Source organism: Streptomyces sp. NPDC048612 (assembly GCF_043199295.1).
GTDB lineage: Bacteria > Actinomycetota > Actinomycetes > Streptomycetales > Streptomycetaceae > Streptomyces.
Map to the genome: position 1 here is coordinate 89,509 of NZ_JBICVV010000001.1, position 15,591 is coordinate 105,099.

General features: G+C 71.2%; 14 protein-coding genes. 6 read left to right on the top strand and 8 right to left on the bottom strand.

The window, feature by feature from the left end; translation table 11 throughout:
* Positions 1–120: 120 nt before the first annotated feature.
* Positions 121–738 (top strand): TetR/AcrR family transcriptional regulator, encoded by a 618-nt coding sequence (locus ACGFN2_RS00265; RefSeq protein WP_393356328.1) that lies wholly within the window; start codon positions 121–123, stop codon positions 736–738.
* 39 nt (positions 739–777) lie between these two features.
* Here the strand turns inward: ACGFN2_RS00265 and ACGFN2_RS00270 are convergent, their stop codons facing one another.
* Both ACGFN2_RS00270 and ACGFN2_RS00275 read right to left on the bottom strand, forming a co-directional pair.
* Positions 778–1,089 (bottom strand): hypothetical protein, encoded by a 312-nt coding sequence (locus ACGFN2_RS00270; RefSeq protein ID WP_362601014.1) that lies wholly within the window; start codon positions 1,087–1,089, stop codon positions 778–780.
* A gap of 191 nt (positions 1,090–1,280) precedes the next feature.
* Complete coding sequence (locus ACGFN2_RS00275; protein ID WP_362601011.1) at positions 1,281–1,883, bottom strand: TetR family transcriptional regulator; 603 nt, start codon at positions 1,881–1,883, stop codon at positions 1,281–1,283.
* Between the two features lie 1,441 nt (positions 1,884–3,324).
* On the opposite strand from ACGFN2_RS00275, the gene ACGFN2_RS00280 reads away from it, so the two are divergent.
* Positions 3,325–4,119, top strand: coding sequence for an SDR family oxidoreductase (locus tag ACGFN2_RS00280; protein WP_393356331.1), 795 nt, complete (start codon positions 3,325–3,327; stop codon positions 4,117–4,119).
* 537 nt (positions 4,120–4,656) lie between these two features.
* Here ACGFN2_RS00280 and ACGFN2_RS00285 read toward each other — a convergent pair.
* The 3 genes from ACGFN2_RS00285 to ACGFN2_RS00295 form a co-directional block, all read right to left on the bottom strand.
* Positions 4,657–5,460, bottom strand: a complete 804-nt coding sequence (locus ACGFN2_RS00285) for a DeoR/GlpR family DNA-binding transcription regulator (protein ID WP_362601006.1) — start codon at positions 5,458–5,460, stop codon at positions 4,657–4,659.
* Positions 5,461–5,644: 184 nt separating this feature from the next.
* Positions 5,645–6,526, bottom strand: a complete 882-nt coding sequence (locus tag ACGFN2_RS00290) for a class II fructose-bisphosphate aldolase (protein ID WP_393356333.1) — start codon at positions 6,524–6,526, stop codon at positions 5,645–5,647.
* A 59-nt stretch (positions 6,527–6,585) separates the two neighbouring features.
* Positions 6,586–7,491, bottom strand: coding sequence for an SIS domain-containing protein (locus ACGFN2_RS00295; protein ID WP_393356335.1), 906 nt, complete (start codon positions 7,489–7,491; stop codon positions 6,586–6,588).
* Positions 7,492–7,794: 303 nt separating this feature from the next.
* On the opposite strand from ACGFN2_RS00295, the gene ACGFN2_RS00300 reads away from it, so the two are divergent.
* On the top strand, positions 7,795–9,255 hold the full coding sequence (locus ACGFN2_RS00300) for a sugar porter family MFS transporter (RefSeq protein ID WP_393356337.1): 1,461 nt from the start codon (positions 7,795–7,797) through the stop codon (positions 9,253–9,255).
* Positions 9,256–9,285: 30 nt separating this feature from the next.
* On the opposite strand, the gene ACGFN2_RS00305 is transcribed toward ACGFN2_RS00300, so the two are convergent.
* Together ACGFN2_RS00305 and ACGFN2_RS00310 are read right to left on the bottom strand one after the other, a co-directional pair.
* On the bottom strand, positions 9,286–9,585 hold the full coding sequence (locus tag ACGFN2_RS00305; RefSeq protein WP_362600996.1) for a YciI family protein: 300 nt from the start codon (positions 9,583–9,585) through the stop codon (positions 9,286–9,288).
* A gap of 132 nt (positions 9,586–9,717) precedes the next feature.
* Entirely contained in the window at positions 9,718–11,139 is a 1,422-nt protein-coding gene (locus ACGFN2_RS00310) for an amidase (RefSeq protein WP_393356339.1), read from the bottom strand.
* Positions 11,140–11,211: 72 nt separating this feature from the next.
* Here ACGFN2_RS00310 and ACGFN2_RS00315 point away from each other — a divergent pair, with 72 nt between their 5' ends.
* On the top strand, positions 11,212–11,916 hold the full coding sequence (locus ACGFN2_RS00315; protein WP_393356341.1) for an endonuclease V: 705 nt from the start codon (positions 11,212–11,214) through the stop codon (positions 11,914–11,916).
* A gap of 27 nt (positions 11,917–11,943) precedes the next feature.
* Here ACGFN2_RS00315 and ACGFN2_RS00320 read toward each other — a convergent pair whose 3' ends face one another.
* On the bottom strand, positions 11,944–13,131 hold the full coding sequence (locus tag ACGFN2_RS00320; protein ID WP_393356343.1) for a saccharopine dehydrogenase family protein: 1,188 nt from the start codon (positions 13,129–13,131) through the stop codon (positions 11,944–11,946).
* A gap of 224 nt (positions 13,132–13,355) precedes the next feature.
* On the opposite strand from ACGFN2_RS00320, the gene ACGFN2_RS00325 reads away from it, so the two are divergent.
* Together ACGFN2_RS00325 and ACGFN2_RS00330 are read left to right on the top strand one after the other, a co-directional pair.
* Positions 13,356–14,897: a sialate:H+ symport family MFS transporter gene (locus ACGFN2_RS00325; protein WP_393356345.1), complete on the top strand. Its 1,542-nt coding sequence runs from the start codon at positions 13,356–13,358 to the stop codon at positions 14,895–14,897.
* Positions 14,898–15,037: 140 nt separating this feature from the next.
* Positions 15,038–15,430: an MmcQ/YjbR family DNA-binding protein gene (locus tag ACGFN2_RS00330; RefSeq protein WP_362601462.1), complete on the top strand. Its 393-nt coding sequence runs from the start codon at positions 15,038–15,040 to the stop codon at positions 15,428–15,430.
* Positions 15,431–15,591: the final 161 nt, after the last annotated feature.

Genomic DNA, 15,591 nt, shown 5'->3' on the forward strand with positions numbered 1-15,591 from the left:
GTGAAATACTCGTCGTGGGTGTGAGGAGGTACCGGGAGCGGCGAGCTGGGCGACGGGCGGGAGAAAAGCGAGCGACGGGTGGACGACGGGCGGGGTGGCGTGGAGGGTGACAATGGCCGGGTGCCAGCCGCCAAGAAGAAGACGACGACCGCCGGCGCTTCGCCCGAGCGTCGCCGCGAACTGCTCACCATCGCGGCGGAGGTATTCGCCGCGCACGGCTACAACGCCACCACCGTCCGCCGCATCGCGGACGAAGCCGGCATGCTCGCGGGCAGCCTCTACTACCACTTCGACTCGAAGGAATCGATGCTGGACGAGATCTTGTCCAGCTTCCTGACCGAGCTGTGGGACGGCTATGACGCCGTACTCGCCGCCGGCCTCGGCCCCAGGGAGACCATCGAGGCGCTGGTCACCGAGTCCTTCCGGGAGATCGACCGGCACCGCGCCGCCGTCGCCATCTACCAGAAGGAGTCCAAGCACCTCGCCGCACAGCCGCGCTTCGGCTATCTCGCCGACTCCCAGCAGAAGTTCAAGACGGCGTGGCTGGGCACCCTGGAACGCGGTGTGGCCGACGGGGTGTTCCGCACGGACCTCGACATCCGGCTCACCTACCGCTTCGTCCGCGACACCGTCTGGGTGGCGGCGAGCTGGTACCGGCCGGGCGGGCAGCACAGCCCCGAGGAGATCGCCCGCCAGTACCTCTCGATGGTGCTGGACGGCGTCGCGGTACGCGCCTGACCTCCGGCCGCCGTGCCCGGCGCCCGGAGGTGCGGCGGCTCAGCAGGAAACGTTCTTCACATACAGCGCCCGCGGCGCCGCGGTGGTGCCGTACTTCACGTTCTTGGTCACGCCCTTGGGGAGGCGGCCGTGCGGGTCGGGGCGGTGCGGAACGACGATGGTGAAGCACGAGGTCCGCTGTGTGCACAGGTTCTTCAGGCGGACATAGCGCTGATGGCCCTTGCTGAAGTACTTCTGCACTCTGACGCACTGCGGCCCCTGGCCGGCGGCGGCCGCGTCCGAGGCGGTGGCCAGGGTCAGCGAGGCGCTGCACGCGACGGTGGCGAGCGCTATGGCCATGATCTTCCGCACGTGATCTCCCCCGTTGAAAGCAGTGGAACTTGCTTGTGAAGGCAGTGGAACTTGCTTGCGAACCCCTACCGTGTTCGCACGTTCGTTCCTCATTGTCCACACCGGCCCCATGGAAATCAGCCCCGGGTTCCACACGGGGACACAAGCGGGACATAAGCGCGACAGTTTCGGAACGGGCCGGGCCCGCCCCGCTACAGCTCGTCGATCCGCAGATAGTCCAGCGCGCGGCGGGTCAGCTCCGCCACGTCCTCCGGTTCGTCCTGCCAGGCCCAGTGCTCCATGGCCACGCTGATCGCGTCGAGCAGCGCGCAGGCCAGCAGCCGTACCTCCATGCTGTTCTCCGGCGCGCCCTTGCGTGCCGCGAGCACCGGCACCAGCTGGTCCTGCATCTCCCGCCCCGCCGCGAGCCACCGCATCCGAATGGCCGGAACGGTGCCCATCACCCGGACCAGCCGGCGGGCCTGCTCGGGGTCCGCGAGCCGCCGGGCCGACGTCGATGAGGTGAAGGACGCCGCCACGGCGCTGCTCAGCGGTTCGCCGACCGGCCGCCCGGCCAGCTCCTCGACGAGTACGCCGACACTGGACGTCATGACGGGCGTCAGCGCGTCCTCCTTCGCCGCGCAGTAGCGGTAGAAGGTGCGCAGCGAGATACCGGCCGCCGACGCGATGTCCTCAACGGTCGTCGCCTCGTACCCCTGATCCGAGAACAGCGCCGCCGCGCTCTCCGCAATCTCCAGCCGGGTCTCCTGCCGCCGCCGCTCGGTCAACGTCGGCCTGCCTCGCGCTGCGGTCATCTGTCTTTCGTTCTCCCTCTGCCGGCCGTGTGGGCGTCGTGTCCTCCCGGGGCGATATTTTGTCACGGGGTGGCTTATTGGCACGCCGTGCCAGAAAAGCGTAGGGTGACGGTGGGTGGGGGGTCGGCTGGGTGGTGGTCGGCTCTGACTGGTCGGCGGGTCGGCGGGTCGACTGACCAGCTGGGCCCGCTGGGGTTGCTTGAACTGTGGGGGCTGGCTTGTTTTTTTGCTCCTTCGTTGATTGCGACTCCTGCCCTGGGCCCGGCCCTGACGTAACGGGGGTTGGTCCGCGCGTTCACCGTCGATGCGACGCGCGCCACGGGTCGGGGCCGACCAGTACCGGCCGGTGGTGACCAGCAAGCGCTGGCCAGCGCCGATCGGGACCGACTAACGCTGATCGGTACCGACCAGCAACACCTGGTTGCGGCATGGGTGCCAATGCCTGACGCCGGTACGGAAAGCAACACGCCGACGCTGGCACCGAGCAACACCCGGCGACGGCACGGAAAGCGACGCCCGGCCAGCGTCCGGCGGCGGCACCGGAGCCAGTGCTGGAGCCAGTGCGGAGGCGGGGGCGAGGGCGGAACGAGGGGTGGAGGGGTGGGGGAGAGGTAGTTGGGGGAGAGGTGGGGCGAGATCCGGGACCCGGGTCAGGGTCCGGGTCGGGTCCCAGGGTCCGGGTGGGGTCGAGCTGTGGCCAGGGCCGGGCGGGGTTAAGGGGCCGTGCCGGAACCGGGCTTGGGCTGGGGTCTGGGAACGGGGCAGGGCTGGGCCGTAACCGGGGCTTGCGCCGGGGCCGCGGGGGCCTGCCGGAGCGGGGTCGGGGCCAAGGCCAGGCCGGAGCCGGAGCCGGAGCCGGAGTCGGAGCTGGGGCCTGGACCTGGGGTGGGGGAAGGGGGCGGGCAGGGCAGGCGCAACGCCGAGAGCCAGGGGCAGGCCGGAACCGGAACTGGAACCGAGGCCGAGGCCGGGGCCTGGGTTGAGGCATGGGGGCGGGCCGGGGCAGGGCAACGCCGAGAGCCAGGGGGAGGGGAATAGGGGGCAAGGTCGGGCAGGTGCCAGGGCCAGGGAGTGAGTTCAGGGCCAAGCCCGGCACCACGGTCAGGGGTAAGGCCAGCGCCAGTCCCCGAGGGCCAGGGCAGGACCAGAGCCGAGGCCAGGAGAAAGGCCAGTAGCCGAGTCAGGAACGGGGCTGGCCCGAGAGCCAATTCAGGGCCGAAACCAGATCCGGGCGAGGACCAGATCTGGGCGAGGAGCAGATCTGGGCCGGAGTCAGGTTCCGGGCGAGTGCCAGAGCCAAGGCCGGGAGTAGAAGAACCAAGGCCAGCACCAAGGCCAGCACCAAGATCAGAGCCAAGGCCGGCCAAGGCAGGGCCAAGGTCAAGAGTCAGAACCACCAGAGCGCAGTCAGAGTCAGAACGTGTCAGTGAAGGAGTCGAGCATGTCCACGCCGGAGCACCAGCCCCGTACCTACCTCGTCACCGGAGCCGCCTCCGGCATAGGCAGGGCCACCACCGCCTACCTCCGCGCCCAGGGCCACAGCGTCATCGGCGCCGATCTCGCGGGCACCGATATTTCCGCGGACCTCGCCACTCCCGAGGGCCGTACGCAACTGGTGCACCGAGCCCATGAGTTGACCGGCGGTCGACTCGACGCCGTGATCGCCGGCGCCGGCCTCGCCCACTTCGACCCGCGTACCGTCCAGGTCAACTACTTCGGCGCCGTCGCCACCCTCGAAGGACTGCGCCCGCTACTCGCCGCCGGTACGGACCCGCGCGCCGTGCTGATTTCATCTGTCGCCTCGATCCACCCGGCCGACCAGGCCATCGTCGACGCGGCGCTCGCCGGCGACGAGGAGGCAGCCGTCGCCGCGGCCCAGGCGGCCATCGACCGGAGCGAGGGGTATGCCATCTACGGCGCGTCCAAGCAGGCGGTCACCCGCTGGCTCCGCCGTACGGCGGCCTCCGACGACTGGGCCGCCGCCGGTATCCCCCTCAACGCCGTGGCCCCCGGCACGACCGTGACCCCCATGACCGAGCCCATGCTCGCCGACCCCGCAATCCGTAAGGTCGTCGACACGAGCGTCCCCATGCCCCTGCACGGCCACGCCCGCCCCGAACAGGTCGCCCCGCTGCTCGCCTGGCTCACTTCTCCCGAGAACACCCACGTCACCGGCCAGATCGTCTTCGTCGACGGCGGCGCCGACGCCGCCCTCCGGGGGGACGAGGTCTGGTAGCCCCTCCGGCACTCCGGCATTCCGGGGGGGGCGGGGCCTCTGGCGCCACGTCCCCTTCGCCGGTCACGGGGGCTTGGTCAGCACAGCCCCGCCATGTGGCGCATCTCGGGAAGCCCACCGCAGGCCTCACGTGAGGCGCGCCCATCGCAAGCCTCACTGAGCAAGCCCGCCGCAGCCCTTACTTGAGGCAGCTCATCACCGGCCGCACCTGACAATGCCCGTCACTGAACTCGCCCGACGCGCCGCACTCACCGGACCCACCGGACCCACCAGGGACGCCCGTTACAGGGCGTACGCGCGAGGGTCCGGTCTGCGGCGCACCCGAGGCCAACCCGCCGTACGGCGCATGTGAGGAAGCTCCACAGACCGCGGTTCCCCAGGCAACGGCGCCCAGCGCCGAGCGTCTCGCCGCCCGCCCGCCCGCCGCCCAGCGCCCGCCGCCCGGTCCGCCGCCCAGCGCCCGCCATCCGACATGTCGCCTGTCTCGTCGTCAGTCATCCGCCATGCATCGTGTGGTCTGTCACGCCAGCCAGCGCCTCACTCGCCGACCGACGTACGGGCCGTCACCACCTTCAGCCCTCGGTCCGCGAACTCGCGGCGGGTTGCCTCCTTCGTTCCGTTGTCCGTGATGAAGGTGTCGAAGACATCCGCGTCGCCGACCCGGGCGAAGCAGCGCTCGCCGATCTTCGACGAGTCCGCGACGACCACGGCACGCCGGGCACGCTCGGCCATGAGGCGGTTGACCCGGGCCTCCGCCTCGTCGTGCACCGTGGCTCCCATCATCGGGTCCATACCGTTGGCCCCGATGAACGCGATGTCGATGGAGATCTGCTGCAGCACCAACTCGCTGAAGGGGCCGACGAGTTCGAACGACCGTGAGTGTGCGACCCCGCCGGTGAGCACGATCTTGATCTGCGGCCGCACGGCCAGCTCGTTGGCGATGTTGAGGGAGTTGGTGACGATCGTCAGATGAGGCTGCGGGCCGGCCTCCGCGAAATCCGGGCGGGTGGCGAGCACCCGGGCGATCGCCGTGGTCGTCGTGCCCCCGCTCAGCCCGACCACATCCCCCCGCTCGACCAGCTTCGCCGCGGCCTTCGCCACCGCCTCCTTCTCCGCCGACCGGTGCGCGTGCTTGTAGCGGATGGGCAGGTCGTACGCCACCGAACTGAGCACGGCCCCGCCCCGGGTGCGGGTCAGCAGCTGCTGCTCGGCCAGGGCGTCCATGTCGCGCCGCATCGTGGCGGCGGACACCTCCAGTGCGGTCGCCGCCTCCTCGACGTCCACCCGGCCGCGGTCCCCGAGCAGCTCGAGCAGTGCGTTCATCCGTTCATGGCGCTTCATGGCGTGAGCCTAATTCGTCTCGGCACCTCACGGTGACGCGCGGTGGTACCCGGTGGTCACCCCCTGTCCCGGTGGGCACGGCAGCCCCGACAGTCCCGGCGGCCCCGGGCGGGACGTCAAGCAGGTGCCGCCGCGGGGGCTTGCCCGTGACGTGGGGCCTGGGGCTGCCGTGATGTCCGCCGGCTCAGCCCTGGGCAGTCGCCTGGGCCGCGTACTGGCCCGGAACCGCCGTGGGAGTACCCAGCACCTCCAGCAGCCTCGCCGCCTCCCCGGCCACCTCCTCCCGGGCCGGCTTCATGTACTTGCGGGAGTCGACGAGCGAGGGGTCGGCGCCCAGCGTCTGCCGTATCGAGCGGGTGAAAACGGAGACCAGATGAGTGGAGATATTGATCTTCGTCATTCCGGCGGCGATGGCACGCCGCAGCTCTTCGTCCGGCACACCCGAGGAACCGTGCAGGACCAGCGGTACCGGCAGTGTGCTGCGCAGCGCCGTGATGAGGTCATTGTCCAGCACGGCTGTGCGTTCATGCATCGCATGGGAGGAGCCGACGGCCACGGCGAGGGCGTCCACGCCTGTCGCGCGGACGAACGCCAGGGCTTCGTCCGGGTCTGTGCGCACCCCAGGGGCGTGGACCCCGTCCTTGCCGCCGACCTCGCCGAGTTCGGCCTCGACATACGCGCCGTGGTCATGGCACCAGGCGGTCAGCTCGGCGGTGGTGGCGACGTTCTCCTCGTACGGAAGGGCGGAGGCGTCCACCATGACGGAGCCCACCCCGGCGGTGACGCCCCGACGGACGAGGTCCGCATCGGTGATGTGGTCGAGGTGGACCGCGATCCGGGCCGTGGACTCCTCGGCGAGGGCGAGTGTGGCGCGGGTGAGGGGCAGCAGGCTGCCGTGATAGCGGATGCAGTTCTCGCTGATCTGAAGGATCAGGGGGACACCCGTGCGCTCGGCGGCGGTGACGAGCGCCTCGGCGGTTTCCAGATGGATGACGTTGAAGGCCGCGGCACCGGCCCGCGCCTCACGTGCGGCTTCGACGATGGATGAGGTCGGAACGAGTGGCATGGGATGCCGGCTCCCTTCTCCCTTACGGGCAGGGCGGGTTGAGCGGGGAAGATGGGTGATTAGGAGGCGGCCGGCGTCTCGAGCATCACTGAACGGGTCAGGCTCCGCGGGTTGTCCGGGTCCAGCCCACGGGCACGGGCCCGCTCCAGAGCCACCCGCTGGACCAGCACCAGATCGGCCAGCGGATCGCGCGCATGCCGCACAAAGCGCGCACCGGTCCGCACCACATCGGCCTCCAGCCCGTCCGGTGCCTGACCGAACAGCCAGGTCACCCGGCCCGGTGCGGCTATCGCGATGGGACCGTGGCGGTACTCCATCGCGGGATAGGACTCCGTCCAACTCTGCGAGGCCTCCCGCATCTTGAGCGCCGCCTCGTTGGCCAGACCGAAGGTCCACCCGGAGCCGAGGAAGGAGAACTGTTCGGCGTCCACCCACTCCTTCTCGACCGGCGCGGCCAGCGCCACCTCCGCGTCGGTCACCGACCGGGAGACGTCCTCGCCCAGATGCGCGCGCAGCAGTGTCAGCGCCGTCGTCGCGAAACGGGTCTGCACCACCGACTTCTCGTCGGCGAAGGGCAGCGCGACCGTCTCGTCGGAGAGCGCCATCGCGGGTGTCCCGGGGTCACCGATGATCGTCACCGTCGGGATGCGCCCCTTGACGGCGTCGAGCACCCGCAGCACTTCGGTGGTGGTGCCGGACCGGGTGATCGCCACCACCGCGTCATAGCCGCGGTCGCTCCCGAGGAACGCCTCGGACGCGGCGAACGGATCTGTCACCCCCTGCCCGGCGGCCTCGCGGAGCGCCGCATACGACTGGGCCATGAACCACGAGGTGCCGCAGCCGACGACGGCCACTCGCTGTCCGGCCTTCGGCAGTGGCCCCGCCGCCGCCCCGATCCGCGCGGCCTGCCGCCAGGTCTCCGGCTGACTGCACAGCTCCTGCTCCATGTACGAGGTCTCGCTCATGGCCCACCCTCCCGTGATGTGGCAATCGGATGCATGAAACTGCAAAATTCAGCTTCGTTGCAATCGACTGTACGCAGAATCCCGACCGCGATCCATCCCTCGTACGAGTGGATGCACCAGAGGGGAGCGTTGGAGGCGCGGCTCTGGGTGGCTTCTGGGTGCAGCGGAGGTGGGGTGGGAGGGTGCTTGAGGCTGCGCGAAGGAAGGTGTTGACAGCTGCGTGAAAGGAGTCGAATACTCGCAAGATCAGTCATGCAGACCCGTCATGCAGCAAGGCCCGCTCCGCCGCACAGAGGACTTCGCATGTCCATTGCCACGCTCTCGGCGACGCCTCCGCCGTCGTCACCCAAGACCGCGCACCGCACCGGCCGGATGTTCGCGCTCACCGGCGCCGTCGTCGGTGTCATCTACGGCTACGACACCGGCAGCATCTCCGGCGCCCTGGTGTTCCTGAGCAAGGACTTCCACCTCACCGAGGCCGAAAAGGGCCTGGTCAACAGCATTCTGGTGCTCGGCTCCATCGTCGGCGCGCTGATCGGCGGCAAGCTCGCCGACGCCCTGGGCCGTAAGACCGCGATGCTGATCGTCGCCGCCTCGTACGCCGTCTTCGTCGCCCTCTCCGCGGTCGCGCCCAACGTCGTCGTGCTGGACACCGTCCGCTTCCTGCTCGGCATCGCCATCTCGATCGTCGCCGCCCCGCTCTATGTCGCCGAATCGACCCCGGCACGTATCCGCGGAGCCTCCGTCGCCGCCTACCAAGTGGCCACGGTCGCGGGCATCGTCCTCACGTACTTCGTCAACTGGGGCCTGTCCGACGGCGGGCACTGGCGCTGGATGCTCGGCCTGTCCGCACTCCCGGCCGCACTCGTGCTGATCCCGCTGCTCCGGCTGCCGGACACCCCGCGCTGGTACGTCCTCAAGGGGCGTACGGAACGAGCCGTCGAGGTCATGGCCCTGACGGACCCCGACGTCGATCCGCGCGCGGAGGTCACGGCGGTGCAGGCCGCGCTGGCAGAAGAGAGCGGCGGATCGGCGCGCTCCCTGCTGCGCAAGCCCTTCGCCCGCGCCGCGGTCTTCGTCGTCGGCCTCGGGTTCTTCTGCCAGATCACCGGCATCAACGCCGTGACCTACTACAGCCCGCAGATCTTCGAGGAGATGGGGTTCACCGGCGACGGCCAGAGCTTCCTGCTGCCGTCCTTCGTCCAACTCGCCTCGCTGGCCGCGACGGTGCTGGCCATCCTCATCATCGACCGGCTCGGCCGCCGGGTGGTGCTGCTCAGCGGCATCGGCACGATGGTCGCCATGCTCGCCGTCCTGACGGCGGTCTTCGGCACGGGCGAGCTGCGGGGCGCGACGACCTGGGTGGGGTTCGCCGCGATCCTCCTGTTCACCGCGGCCTTCAACTTCGGCTTCGGATCACTGATCTGGGTCTATGCGAGCGAGGCGTTCCCCGCCCAGCTGCGCTCGACCGGCGCGTCGGTGATGCTCACCGCGGACCTGGTCGCCAATCTTCTGATCGCGCAGTTCTTCCCCTCCCTGATGGCCTGGGCGGGTGCGGCCCTGACCTTCGCGGGCCTCGGCGTGCTTGCCCTCGCCGCCCTGGTCTTCGCCTCCGTCACCGCACCCGAGACCAAGGGGCGCCAGCTGGAGGAGATCCAGGACTACTGGCGCAACGGGGGACGCTGGCCCGCACCGCCGGCGCCCACCTCCGCGAACTCGGGCTCGCCCGAAACGGCAGTGGTGCCTCCGACCACGACTTCGTAGCTGCGGTACGGGCCCCGGAGCGACGGCGCCTCAGGAGGGCAGCTGCTCCCGGTACTGCTCCAGTGCTGGGGCGGTCGTCGTCGCCACGAACTCCGTGATCCGGTACTCACACACCCCGGCGCGGGTGAAGGGGTCCTCGGAAACGATCCGCTCCACGGTGGCACGGTCCATGCCGGCGGCGAGAATCACGCCACCGTCCCGGGGGACCTTGCGGCCGGCGGCGAGGAAGTGCCCGGCGGCGTACTCCTTCTGCAGCCACTCCACATGCGGCTGCAGAACGGCGTCGACGCGTTCGAGGGGCGCGGTATAAGTCAGTTCCAGTACGAACACAGCAGCAAATATAGAGCAGGTGCCCGGGCGGGGCCGTGGCGTTGTCCCGCGCAGGGAGTGCGCAGGCCAGGGCGTGTACGGAAGTGACCGGCAGCTGATGGATCGGCGGGAGGCCGGCGGCGGGAGCCGACGTCACGCCGCCGGCAGATCCGGGCGGTGCCGCCCATGCCGCGTCGCGCTCTCGTAGGCATGACCCGCCTGGAGGACGGCGAGATCGGCGCGCGGCGCACCGATGAACTGCAGCCCCACGGGGAGACCGCCCGGGGTGAATCCCGCGGGGACCGAAAGGGCGGGCACCCCGAGCACCGAGATGAGGTAGGCGGACCGCATCCAGTCCAGATAGTCCCGTGTCGGCCGCCCCGCGACCTCCTGCGGGTACTTCAGCTCCGCGTCGAACGGCGTGACCTGACTGACCGGCGCGAGGAGCAGGTCGTACCGGGAGAAGAAGTCCAGCGCGCCGAGGTACAGCCGGCTGCGGGCCGTGGTGGCCGTGTGGAGGTCGGCCGTGGTCAGCCGGCGGCCCTGTTCGATGTTCCGGACGATGCTGGGTTTGAGGGCCTGTCGGTCGGCGTCGAGCAGGCCGCCGAGGGCGAGGTCGAAGCCGTGTGCCCGCAGCGTACGGAAGGCCTCGTCGGCGCCGGTGAGGTCCGGGCAGGCGGTGTCGACACGGCAGCCGAGCTCCTCCAGGACCCCCAACTGGGGCTCCAGAACGGCGAGTACATCCGGGTCGGCCGGCGCGAACCCTCCCAGGTCGGGCGCCCAGGCGACACGCAGCCCCCGCAGATCACGGTCGAGCGGCACCCGGAACGCCGCTCCCGGGGTCTCCAGGCCGAAGGGGCAGCGCGGGTCCGGACCGGCCATCGCCGACAGCAGCAGCGCGGTGTCGGCGACGGTCCGTCCCATGGGGCCAGGGACGGACAGGGTGTCCCAGAGGTCGGCGCCGGGAGGTGAGGGGACGCGGCCCGGCGTCGGACGCAGCCCGACCACATTGCAGAAGGAGGCGGGGTTGCGCAGTGAACCGCCCATGTCGCTGCCGTCGGCGAGGGGCTGCATCCCGGAGGCCAGCGCCGCGGCGGCGCCGCCACTGCTGCCGCCCGCCGAACGCGTGAGGTCGTACGGGTTGCGGGTGGTGCCGAAGACCGCATTGAAGGTGTGCGAACCGGCGGCGAACTCCGGCACGTTGGTCTTGCCGAGCCGGATGGCGCCCGCCCGCTGCAGCCGGTCCACCAGCAGATCGTCCTCGTCCGGGACGTGCTCGGCGAAGAGCGGCGAGCCGTGGGTGGTGCGCATACCGCGGGTGAGACGGGTGTCCTTGAACGCGATCGGCAGCCCGTGGAGGGGCGGCACGGCGGAGCCCCGGACGAGTCGCTCGTCGGCGCGTGCGGCCGCGGCCAGGGCGCCCTCGGGGTCGAGGGTGACGAGGGCGTTGACGGCCGGGTTGATCCGGTCGATGCGGTCCAGATGGGCCTGTACGACCTCTCTGGCGGAGAGCTCGCGACGGCGCAGCCGGGCGGCCAGGTCGAGGGCGTCGAGCTGGTGGAGTGCGTCGGGCATCAAGGACCTCCAGGGGCGCCGGTGCGCGCGGTCGGGGGAGTCGATCACCGGTTCGGTAGCGTTGCGGGCATCATGGACACTCCCGGAATGATCTCCTGCGACGACGAACTGCGGAACTGGCCCGCCGACGAAGAGCGGGCGCGTGCGGTCCAGGACCGGCTGCGGCCCCGTGTACGGCTCGACGAAGCAGGCCCGGAACCGGGATTCGAGGGCACCGTGGTCGGGGTGGACGTCGCCTACGACGACGAACGGAATGTCGTCGCCGCTGCCGCGGTCGCCCTGGACGCCCGCACCCGCGCCGTCGTGGACCGGGCCACCGCCGTCGGCCAGGTCTCCTTCCCGTACGTCCCCGGCCTGCTCGCCTTCCGTGAGATCCCCACCGTGCTCGACGCTCTCGGCCGCCTCGCCCGCACCCCCGGCCTCGTGGTCTGCGACGGCTACGGGCTGGCGCACCCGCGCCGCTTCGGGCTCGCCAGCCACCTGGGGGTGCTGACCGGGCTTCCCACCATCGGCGTCGCCAAGAACCCCTTCACCTTCCGGTACGCGCCTCCTGGGCCGGACCGCGGCGCCACCTCGCCGCTTCTGGACGGGACCCAGGAGGTGGGACGTGCGCTGCGGACCCAGAAGGGCGTCAAGCCGGTCTTCGTCTCCGTGGGGCACCGCACCGGACTCGACCGGGCCTGTGCGCACACCCTCCATCTGGCGCCGGACTACCGTCTTCCGGAGACGACCCGGGCCGCCGACGCCCTGTGCCGGCGGGCGCTCGCCGGGGCCTGACGGCCGGCCCCGGGCGCGCTCCCGGAACTACGCCCGGACGACGCCGAACGTGATGCCCGCCTCCTGGAGGCGGGTCCTCAACGCGTCCCCCATGGCCACCGCCGTCGTCACCTGCCCCGCGGTCTCCGGCAGCTCGTCGAAGGCCAGGCTGAGCGCCGATTCGGCGAGCATCTTCGCCGTCTCCTCATAGCCGGGGTCGCCGCCCGACACCTCGGTGATCAGACGCGTGTCACCTCCGGAGGCGACGAAGCGCACCTTGAACCAGCTGCTCGCCCGGCGCTCGGGGCTCGGCCCGTCGCCCGGCTCCAGACGCCCCGACAGCCAGCGCCGTGCGGGCGGTACCTGGGCGAGCGCACACAGCGCCCCCGCCCCCAACGCCCCGCCGACGGCGACCGGCAGCCGCCGCACCCCCGCGTAGTGGCGATAGCGGAAGTCGGGCCCGTAACGGTCCAGCGCGGCGGCCGAGCGGGCGACGATCTGCGGGTCGAGGGTCGGCAGCGGCACACCCCAGGTGCCCGTTTCGCCGCTCCGTACGGGCGGGCCGAAGGGCGCGCGCACCGTACGGCCGGCCGGCCGTGGTTCGGCCTGCCGGCGCTCGCGCGCGGCGCGGGCCATGGCGACCGGACGGGAGGCCGCGGTCAGCGCGGAGTTCAGCGTGCCGCCGGAGAACGCGGCATTGGTCCGTACGAAGCCGTCGATACGCACGGGGACACCTTCGGGCAGGAGCCCCACCGTGTAGTGGACCCCCAGGTCGTACGGGACGGAGTCGAACCCGCCGGCGTGCACGAGCCGCGCGCCGGACGCGCGGGCCGTCGCCTCGTACTGCACATACATCCGGTCGATGAACTCCGACTCACCGCACAGGTCGACATAGTCGGTGCCCGCGGCGGCGCAGGCCGCCACCAGCGGCTCGCCGTGGAGCAGGTACGGGCCGACGGTCGTCACCAGCACCCGGGTCCCGGCGGCGAGGTCGCGCAGCGAGCCGGGATCGCCGCTGTCGGCCCGCAGCAGCGGCAGGTCGGCGCAGGCCGGGTCGGACTCCGCCAGCCGGTCCCGCAGCCGCTCCAGTTTGGCGGTGCTGCGCCCTGCCAGGGCCCAACGGCAGCCCTTGGGGACATGTGCGGCCAGGTAGGCGGCGGTAAGGGCGCCGGTGAAACCGGTCGCCCCGTACAGGACGAGGTCATAGGCCCGTCCGGAGGTGTCCTTCCGTGGCATCGCGCATCCTCTCGACCGCCCACCGGCCCTGGAGTCCGGACCCCGGGCACTCGTCCCGCCCGTCAAGGTCCGCTCCTGGCGGCCCTCTTGGCCGTTCTGTGGGTGCTACGGAGTGTGGCACGCAGCCTTGACAGCGGGGCGCGGCGGGGCGACATTCACGGGTGTCCCGATGACGTAGGACATCCCATGTCCTGCCGTCGACTGCCGGAGGAAGCGGGCCCGCCGTGACGACGCTCCCCACGAACACCCCTGGCCGGGCGTGGAGATGGTGGCAGGAGGTCACCCCGCCCCAGTGGAAGGCGATGTTCGCCGCCTGGATCGGCTACCTTCTCGACGGGTTCGACTTCGTCCTCATCACGCTGGTGCTGACCGACATCGCGGCGGACTTCCGGCTGGACACCCCCACCGCCGCCTCGCTGATCTCCGGCGCCTTCATCACCCGGTGGCTGGGCGGTGCCGCCCTGGGCGCGATGGGCGACCGCCACGGCCGCAAGGCGGCCATGATCGCCAGCATCCTGCTCTACTCACTCGGCACCTTCGCCTGCGGATTCGCCTGGGACCACACCAGCCTCTTCGTCGCCCGGCTGGTGATCGGCCTGGGCATGGCCGGGGAGTACAGCGCGAGCGCGACCTATGTGCTGGAGAGCTGGCCCACCCGATGGCGCAACCGGGCCTCCGGATTCCTGATCTCCGGTTACGCGGGCGGCACGGTCCTCGCGGCCGAGCTCTACCAGTGGGTGGTGCCCCACTGGGGCTGGCGCTGGATGTTCTGGATCGGCGTGCTGCCCGTCCTGGTCGCCCTCTGGGTGCGCAGGGCGCTGCCGGAGGCCGGGGACTGGCAGCGGGAGATCGGCGCCGCCGCCACCCGGTCGGCGGAGGAGCACCCGAACCCCTTCCGGCCGCTGTTCACCGGCCGGGTCCGCTCCGGGGGCAACGCGGCCCTGGCGGTGGTCGCCGCGACGGCGCTGTTCTGTGTCTTCACGCCCGTCGGTGCGGGCCGGGTGCCCTGGCTGTCCGCCGCCGCGGCGCTGTGCCTCACCGCTTTCGCCGCGCAGCTCGGCGGCCGCCGCGGGTGGCTGTTGTACCTCGCCCTGACGGTGACGGTGTTCTGTGCCTTCCTCTACAGCTGGCCGATCCAGGCCCTGCTGCCCACCTACCTCAAGACCGGCCTGGGATACGCCCCCGGCCAGGTCACCGACGTGATGTTCTACGCGGGCTTCGGCACCATGGCGGGCTGCTGGCTGGCGGGCTACGCCGGCGACCGGTTCGGGACCCGCCGCGCCTATGCGGGCACCCTGCTCGCCTCGCTGGTGTTCGTTTTCCCGGTGTTCGCGGTGCGGGACAGCCTCCCGGTGCTCGGCGTGCTGCTCTTCCTGCTGCTCGCGCTCAGCCAGGGGATCTCCGGCATCCTGCCGAAGTACCTCGCGGGCCACTTCCCGACCGCCACCCGCGCCGCCTCCGTGGGTTTCGTCTACAACGTCGGCGCCCTGGGCGGGGCGGTGGCACCCGTCCTCGGCGCCCATCTGGCCGAAGGCATGCCCCTGGGACGGGCACTCGCCGTGCTCACCTTCGGGCTGACGCTCGTCGTCATCCTTCTGGTGGGCGGCAATGTGCCCCAGCGGCTGGGAGGCCTGGTGGACCGTCAGGCGACCGGCGACCACCTGGTACCGGCGGGCGGAGGCGCGGGGGCAGGCGTCGCCCCTCCCTCGGCCGCCGTGGAAATCCAACAGGACGGTGCCGGGATGCGGGCCGACGAGGCGTCATGAGTCCCTCGGCCGGCCCGTCGTCCGGTGCTCCGCGGGCCGTTGTCAGTGGTCGCCGTTAGCGTGGAATGCGTGGGCCGGCCCGCGCGGTACGAGCGGGTGGCCGGGCGGTGTCCGCAGCGGTGCCGGAGGGGGCGACGGACATGGAGGAGCGCATGGCGAAGGCGGCCGGGCCGGCGGCGGTGCGGGAGCGGGTGCGTGCGTTCGCGCTCGGGCTTCCCGGGGCCGTGGAGGAGTTTCCCTGGGGCGAGAGCGTCATCAAGGTCAACAAGAAGGTCTTCGTCTTCCTCGGCGTCGAGGACGGCAGCCATCCGCTCGGGGTCACGCTGAAGCTCACGGACCCCGAGGCGCATGCCCATGCGCTGACCGCGCCCGGTGCCCGTCCCGCGGGGTACGGACTGGGGAAGTCCGGTTGGGTGCAGGTCCCGCTGGAGAAGCCGGACGCCCCGCCGGCCGAGCTGCTCTGCGACTGGGCGGAAGAGTCCTATCGCGTCATAGCCCCCAAGAAGCTCATCGCCGAGCTCGACGGGGTGTAGCGCGCAGCGGCGGCAGGCGCGCAAGGGCCCGTGACGGCGAGGGCGGTTGAGCCTCGTCGGCGCGGGCCTTTTCCGTGGCTGCCACGTGACAGGGGGGCTTGTGGAAAGTGGAACACGTTCTTAACATCACGAGTGTTACATCAGAAGTGTCACAGTCCGGA